This is a genomic window from Bacillota bacterium (assembly GCA_024655925.1).
In the GTDB taxonomy this organism is placed as follows: domain Bacteria; phylum Bacillota; class DTU025; order DTU025; family JANLFS01; genus JANLFS01.
Genome location: JANLFS010000143.1, coordinates 1 through 5,471, shown reverse-complemented (window position 1 = coordinate 5,471; position 5,471 = coordinate 1). Strand labels below are relative to the sequence as shown.

The following is a 5,471-nucleotide window of genomic DNA, read 5'->3' as shown; positions in this document are numbered from 1 at the left end:
CACAACTTGCCACGTGGGCGACGGACAGGCGATCCGCTGCGCCCGGCGACGCGCCCCATTTGGGTGTGCCCGGCGGTTTGTCGGCTCGTTGACTCGTCGGCTTATCGGCCCGGTCACCCGTGGCCCGCCCATTCGGCCCTCAGGGCACATTGCCCTGACATCCGAGTGGAACCCGTGGCTCGAATCCGGCCGGACGACGAAGCGGGGAATTGCGGTCATCATCCTCGACAACTGCAGCATCTACGAGGCTAAGTGCGTGCAGGAATGGCGTGCTAGCCACCGTCAGGCGAACCTGTACTATCTACCGTGATACAGGCGCGATTTGAACCCGGCGGAGAAGGCTTGGTGGAGGATGAAGGCCGTAGTCAGGGCAAGCCGGGTGTACGGCTCCATGAAGCCTCGCGGCTACGAGAATCGGATGGCAGAGTGTTGGGTACTGCAAAGGCAGTCTGCTGCGGCAGGGGCGAGGTGAGGGGTCCTCGCCGTTTCGGTAGGTATCCGCGGTGGAGTTTGTCGGAGGATCGCCGGGCATTGAGCGACTAATCCTTCCCGCCCATCTGACGCCACTTCTTCCGGGATTCGGCCTCCTTGCGCCTCTCTTCCTCCCGTTCGCGAGAGGCGCGTTCCTCCGACTCCATCCTGCTCTGCTCGACCTTGCGGTCGTGCTCGGCCTGCATGTCGATGAACTCCGCGAACGAAGTGAGCACGCCTTCTTCCATCTCTCGCTTGATGCACTCGTACTCCACGGGGAACTCGCGGGCGACGCGGGTGTAGTACCAGCCGTCGACACAGGATATGTGCTCACCGATCTGCTGCCTTCGAACGTACTCCTCGAGCGCCATCAGCGCCGCGATGCGGCTTCTGTTCTCCCACGTGGTCTCCTTCAAGCGCTCCCGAACGAACTCGGTCCTGATCTCGTCCCAATCCTGGCTCAACCTGCACACCTCCTTCCCAGCGGGACTCTGGCGCCGCCGCGCGGCCGGACCTTGCGTTGGCAAGCTGGCGGCCCCAATCACATAGTACGTAGTACGCCATTCGCCCGATCTGTCCTTCACCGATACACGCGGGATCGCCGAGGGGGCGCGCTTGCAGCGTTCGTCGCGCGATTCCTGCGAACATGCTCTCACGTTGAAAGCAACGTGGTGATCGCGACGGTTCTCACCTGCAAGCGAGCGCCACGACGGCCATCGAAAACGCGACCAATGCAAGCACAAGCAAGAAGGTCATGCATCCTGCTGCCGCTCCAAACTTGCGTTGTCTACCGCTGCGGGTCAAGGGAATTCCGATTCTTCTCGACAGCTTGGCCTTCGCCGCAGAGAGGCCGATTGCCCTCTTCCAGGAGAAGCCCCCTCGATTCACCAGTGATCGCCTCCAGTACTCGCTGACAGTCTCCGTGTCCGCTACCCTCGGCTGGAGAGGCATCGCTGAACCCGAGGTTCCGTGTCATGTTTTGCCCGCCCCATACGTCTATTCACCATGACATGACCGCATTCCAAGAGGTAGGTGGTGAAGCGGTTCGGAGTGCTCCGCCGAGGGCGGAGAACCGGTCACTTCGTTTACCAGAACGGCCAAGGAGGTAGAGTCGGATGAAATCAGTCATCAGGAAATTAGCCATCATGTTCCTCGTCATCGTGGTCTTCGCCAGCATCGCTCATGCCAAGACCTTCAGTGGAAAGACGTGGCCCACGTCCAGTGGAGAGGCTTTCCCCTACGTTGGCGCACTGTTCTGTCATGATGGTGACTACGTGAAGTTTCACTGTACGCAGGAACACCACAGGTTCTACTACATGACGAGAGACGACAAGACCGCATACATCGAATTCTACATAGACGGCAAGGGAACAGGGGTCCCCACAGCCATACGCAACAAATGGGATAGGGAGCCTTTCTCCAGCGCGAACTGGAGGCACTTCGACCTTGGGCAGGGCTATATCGGGCATGTAGTCGACATCCGTCTGATAGAGAACCGCACAGTAAACAGGCAGTATTGCCCCGAGGCAGACATCATGATAAAGCTTCAGGATAACAGCCAGGCCATCAGGTGGCGTCACGTGGACTCGACGAGCTGGTGCGATCTTGACCAGGTCGGCTACTAGCGAGAGGCAAGCCTCGAATACCACATAGTCCAGTCGGGCGTAGAGGGCAGGGCAGAGCGGTAAGGAGCCGAACTGCAGGATCCCACGCCCTGCCCGATCCCGTCATCCAGTTCGCGAGACTCCTCCTAGCCGGTTAGGACCACGGATACCTCATCTCTCGCTGTGGTGGAAGAGATCTCGCAGCAGCAGTACGCGCTCCGAGCCGGTCCTAAGGAGCGCAAGCCAATAGAAGGACGATCGACGCGATGACGAGAGCCCAGAGCCAGCCCGCGGGCTCAGTCTCACCCGAGGCCAGCCCTGTGGCGACGGCAAGCGCTTGACCGCCGGCCAGCAACCCCACCATGCCACCGAGACCCCAGCCGATGGGTACACGCCGCAAACGCGCCTGCAGCGCTGCCCAGGTGAGCAGTCCTCCACCGGCGATGGCGACCGGGAAGAGTTCGACCGGCATGAGCCAGTCGAACCGGAACGCGCGGTCCCTGATGGATCCGGCCACGGAAATAGCGATTGTCGCCAGAATCGGAAACCACAGCAGTGCCGTCCCGACGGCGGCGAGCACCTTGGTGAGAATGCTCTTCTCGGCCATAGTCATCACCTTTCTTGACTCGATTATCTCAGGGGGTTCGGAGGGGAGTCAAGATGATGGAGTCTGCACCATTCCCGACTCACGACATGGCTTTCCACGGACGGCAGTGCAATGGGGAAACCACTGGAGAATCCCGGCGCGCTAGTGTAGGATGGAGATTGGAGGATACAGGCTTAGGTATCGTGTTTGACCGGAGGAGGCGTGCCGTGCATGTGCGTGATGTCGTGGTGATATCCCTTCAGAAGAGACTAGCGGAGATCTGCCGGGCGCACGGCCTGGTTTTGGTCTACTTCTTCGGCGCTAGAGCCTCGGACGGGTTAACCCTCCTGCATGGGGGAGCGGTCTCTGACGGCGATCCCTTGTCCGACCTGGATGTCGGTGTTGTAACGGCCGAACCGTTGCCCGCGCCCTCCGAGCGCGCCGCCTTGTACGCCGCTGTCCACAACGACCTGCAGGATATCCTGGTCCCCTTGCGGTTGGATCTCTCGCTACTGGAGGAGAACCATTCCGTCTTTCAGCTCGAGGCGGTGAAAGGGATCTGTGTCTATGCCAAGGACGAGCAGACCCGGGAGGATTACGAGATGAATATCCTGCGTCGTGCAGCCGATTTCCGTCCCATTCTGGAAGCGTTTCTGCGTGAGGTCCTGGAGGAGGCATAGGCTGATGCTCAATCACGTGCTGATCGAAGAACGCTTAGCCCTGATGGCCGGTTATCTGCGTGAACTGGAGATAATCGCAAAGAGGCCACAGGGCGAGTTCCTGCAAGACCGTATCTTGAGCGGAGCCGCGGAGAGTTACCTGCGCCGTTCGCTGGAGGTGGTCTTTGACATCGGCCGACATATCCTGTCTAAATCCGGCGCCACGGAATTGGCCGGTGAGTTCAAAGGCATCGCCAGGGGGTTGGCGGAGCGCGGCGTGGTCGGTGCGGAGTTGGGGCAGAGACTCGTGCAGATGACTGGCTATCGTAATCGTCTCGTGCATCTGTACAATCAAGTGACCGACCAGGAGTTGTACGGGATCATCACGAATGACCTTGCGGACTTGCGCGCTTTCATCAGAGAGATACGGGATTATGTCGCGCGATGCGCGGCCGATCACCGGGACTAATCATGCGTCGGTCCAATCGTCGATTCATTCGAGGTCACTGTAAGGGTTGGGGATTCGCCCAACTGGTAGAGTCCACGCAGCCTCCTTCTCACCCTACCGTGCGGCCGAATGCCGTATCCCCACTGAGCGAGACCTTCACATACGATTCAGCGGCCCCGATGTAGGGGTCGACAGCAGCAATGCCCTGTGAGTGGCTTCTACGATTCTCGTGACCTCGGAGACTGCCTCAACGGCGTCCTTCCCGTACCCCGCTGCACCGATTGCCCTTGCGAACTCCCTCGAGATCGCTGCGCCGCCCACGATTACGGGGCACGCGGATTTTTCCCGCGCGAAAAGCTCGATTACCTCGCGCATCCTTCTCATCGTCGTGGTGAGGAGCGCGCTCAGGCACACCACGTTAGCCCTGTCTTCCCTGGCTCCTTCGAGCACTGCGCGGGCACTCACATCCCGGCCCAGGTCGGCCACTCGGTAGCCGTTGCTCTCCAGGAACATGGAGACGATATTCTTCCCGATGTCGTGGATGTCGCCTTGCACAGTCGCAATGACCACCGTGCCCCGGACCAGGCGCATCTCGCCGGCCGCGCCCGCGGCAGACCTGATGACTGCCGTCGCCGCCTGCATCGCCCCGGCCGACTTCATTAGCTCCGGCAGGAATATCTCCCCTGATCCGAACCGGCGACCCACTTCTTCGATTGCGGGTATGAGATGGGCGGAGAGGATGGTATCTGGCGCCAGGCCTTCATCCAGTGCCGTCCGTGTGAGCTGCATGGACCAGGTTCTTCGATCCCACGACCGAGATGAACTCCCGTGCGTTTGCATCGCGAGCCAGGAAGACTCTGGTCGCGCGGATAGTGTCCATGACCCTCTTGTCCAGAGGGTTGACTATCGTGGCGCCAAGACCAGCGGAAATGGCCATGGCGAGGAAGACCGAGTTCAGGAAGGACCTATGCGGGAGTGCGTAGGGTACGTTCGAAACCCCGAGCGAGGTTCTTACGCCGAGCTCCGACTCGATCAGCCGCAGGGCCCGGAGGGTCTCCCCGGGCTGTTCCGGCTCGGCCCCTGCAGCAAGGGCGAGTGGGTCTATAAGAACATCGCGACGGGGATGCCATATGACTCGGCTACCTCCACCAGCCGGTGCGCGACGTTGAGTCGGCGCTCAGCGGTGTCAGGGATCCCATGCTCGTCTATGGTGAGCCCGATGACCGCTGCTCCGTACCTGGCCACGAGAGGAAGAATGATCTCGGCTCTGCCTATTTCCAATGAGAACGAGTTGACGAGGGCCCGCCCGACATAGGTCCTGAGTCCCGCCTCAAGAACCTCGGGCGCACACGAGTCCAGGCAGATCGGAGCGTCAGTGTGCTCTTGGACCATCGCGACGGCCTGCAACATAAGCCCCGACTCATCGACGAACCCTCTTGAGGGCGCGGGAATTTCCACGTTTATGCCCAGCACATCGGCACCCGCCGCCACCTGGGCGCGGGCATCGCGGCGCACTAAGTAACGTTCCACAAGCATTTGCGTGATCTGCGTATCTACAGTATACTCCCTGCTAGAGCCGTATTTGCGATAGCAGGGAGGCGAGGTACAGAATGCGGTTCGTGAGACCTCTAACCGAAGAGGAGATCAGCAAGGTCGCGGCCATGAGGCGCAGCGTGGTCGGACGGGTATCCCAAAGGTGCCAC

10 protein-coding genes are annotated in these 5,471 nt (G+C 60.6%); 4 read left to right on the top strand and 6 right to left on the bottom strand.

The features are described 5' to 3' along the window. Window positions 1-310 (top strand): hypothetical protein (locus NUW23_14875; protein MCR4427444.1); only part of this gene is annotated, 310 nt, incomplete at its 5' end. 229 nt (window positions 311-539) lie between these two features. Here the strand turns inward: NUW23_14875 and NUW23_14870 are convergent. Continuing rightward, window positions 540-935 (bottom strand): hypothetical protein, encoded by a 396-nt coding sequence (locus tag NUW23_14870; GenBank protein MCR4427443.1) that lies wholly within the window; start codon window positions 933-935, stop codon window positions 540-542. Window positions 936-1,158: 223 nt separating this feature from the next. Beyond that, window positions 1,159-1,359, bottom strand: coding sequence for a hypothetical protein (locus NUW23_14865; GenBank protein MCR4427442.1), 201 nt, complete (start codon window positions 1,357-1,359; stop codon window positions 1,159-1,161). A gap of 227 nt (window positions 1,360-1,586) precedes the next feature. Between NUW23_14865 and NUW23_14860 the strand changes: the two genes are divergently transcribed. Beyond that, complete coding sequence (locus tag NUW23_14860) at window positions 1,587-2,096, top strand: hypothetical protein (protein MCR4427441.1); 510 nt, start codon at window positions 1,587-1,589, stop codon at window positions 2,094-2,096. A gap of 208 nt (window positions 2,097-2,304) precedes the next feature. Here the strand turns inward: NUW23_14860 and NUW23_14855 are convergent, their stop codons facing one another. After that, window positions 2,305-2,691 carry a hypothetical protein gene (locus tag NUW23_14855; protein MCR4427440.1) on the bottom strand — a complete coding sequence of 129 codons (387 nt, stop codon included), beginning with the start codon at window positions 2,689-2,691 and terminating at the stop codon, window positions 2,305-2,307. Between the two features lie 197 nt (window positions 2,692-2,888). Here NUW23_14855 and NUW23_14850 point away from each other — a divergent pair, with 197 nt between their 5' ends. Further along, complete coding sequence (locus NUW23_14850; protein ID MCR4427439.1) at window positions 2,889-3,341, top strand: nucleotidyltransferase domain-containing protein; 453 nt, start codon at window positions 2,889-2,891, stop codon at window positions 3,339-3,341. Window positions 3,342-3,345: 4 nt separating this feature from the next. Then, window positions 3,346-3,789 (top strand): DUF86 domain-containing protein, encoded by a 444-nt coding sequence (locus tag NUW23_14845; GenBank protein ID MCR4427438.1) that lies wholly within the window; start codon window positions 3,346-3,348, stop codon window positions 3,787-3,789. Between the two features lie 135 nt (window positions 3,790-3,924). Here NUW23_14845 and NUW23_14840 read toward each other — a convergent pair whose 3' ends face one another. The 3 genes from NUW23_14840 to NUW23_14830 form a co-directional block, all read right to left on the bottom strand. Next, window positions 3,925-4,557, bottom strand: a complete 633-nt coding sequence (locus NUW23_14840; GenBank protein ID MCR4427437.1) for a cobalamin-dependent protein — start codon at window positions 4,555-4,557, stop codon at window positions 3,925-3,927. Continuing rightward, on the bottom strand, window positions 4,529-4,705 hold the full coding sequence (locus NUW23_14835; protein MCR4427436.1) for a hypothetical protein: 177 nt from the start codon (window positions 4,703-4,705) through the stop codon (window positions 4,529-4,531). The genes NUW23_14840 and NUW23_14835 overlap by 29 nt, the downstream gene beginning before the upstream one ends. Before the next feature lie 164 nt (window positions 4,706-4,869). Further along, entirely contained in the window at window positions 4,870-5,304 is a 435-nt protein-coding gene (locus NUW23_14830; GenBank protein MCR4427435.1) for a dihydropteroate synthase, read from the bottom strand. Window positions 5,305-5,471: the final 167 nt, after the last annotated feature.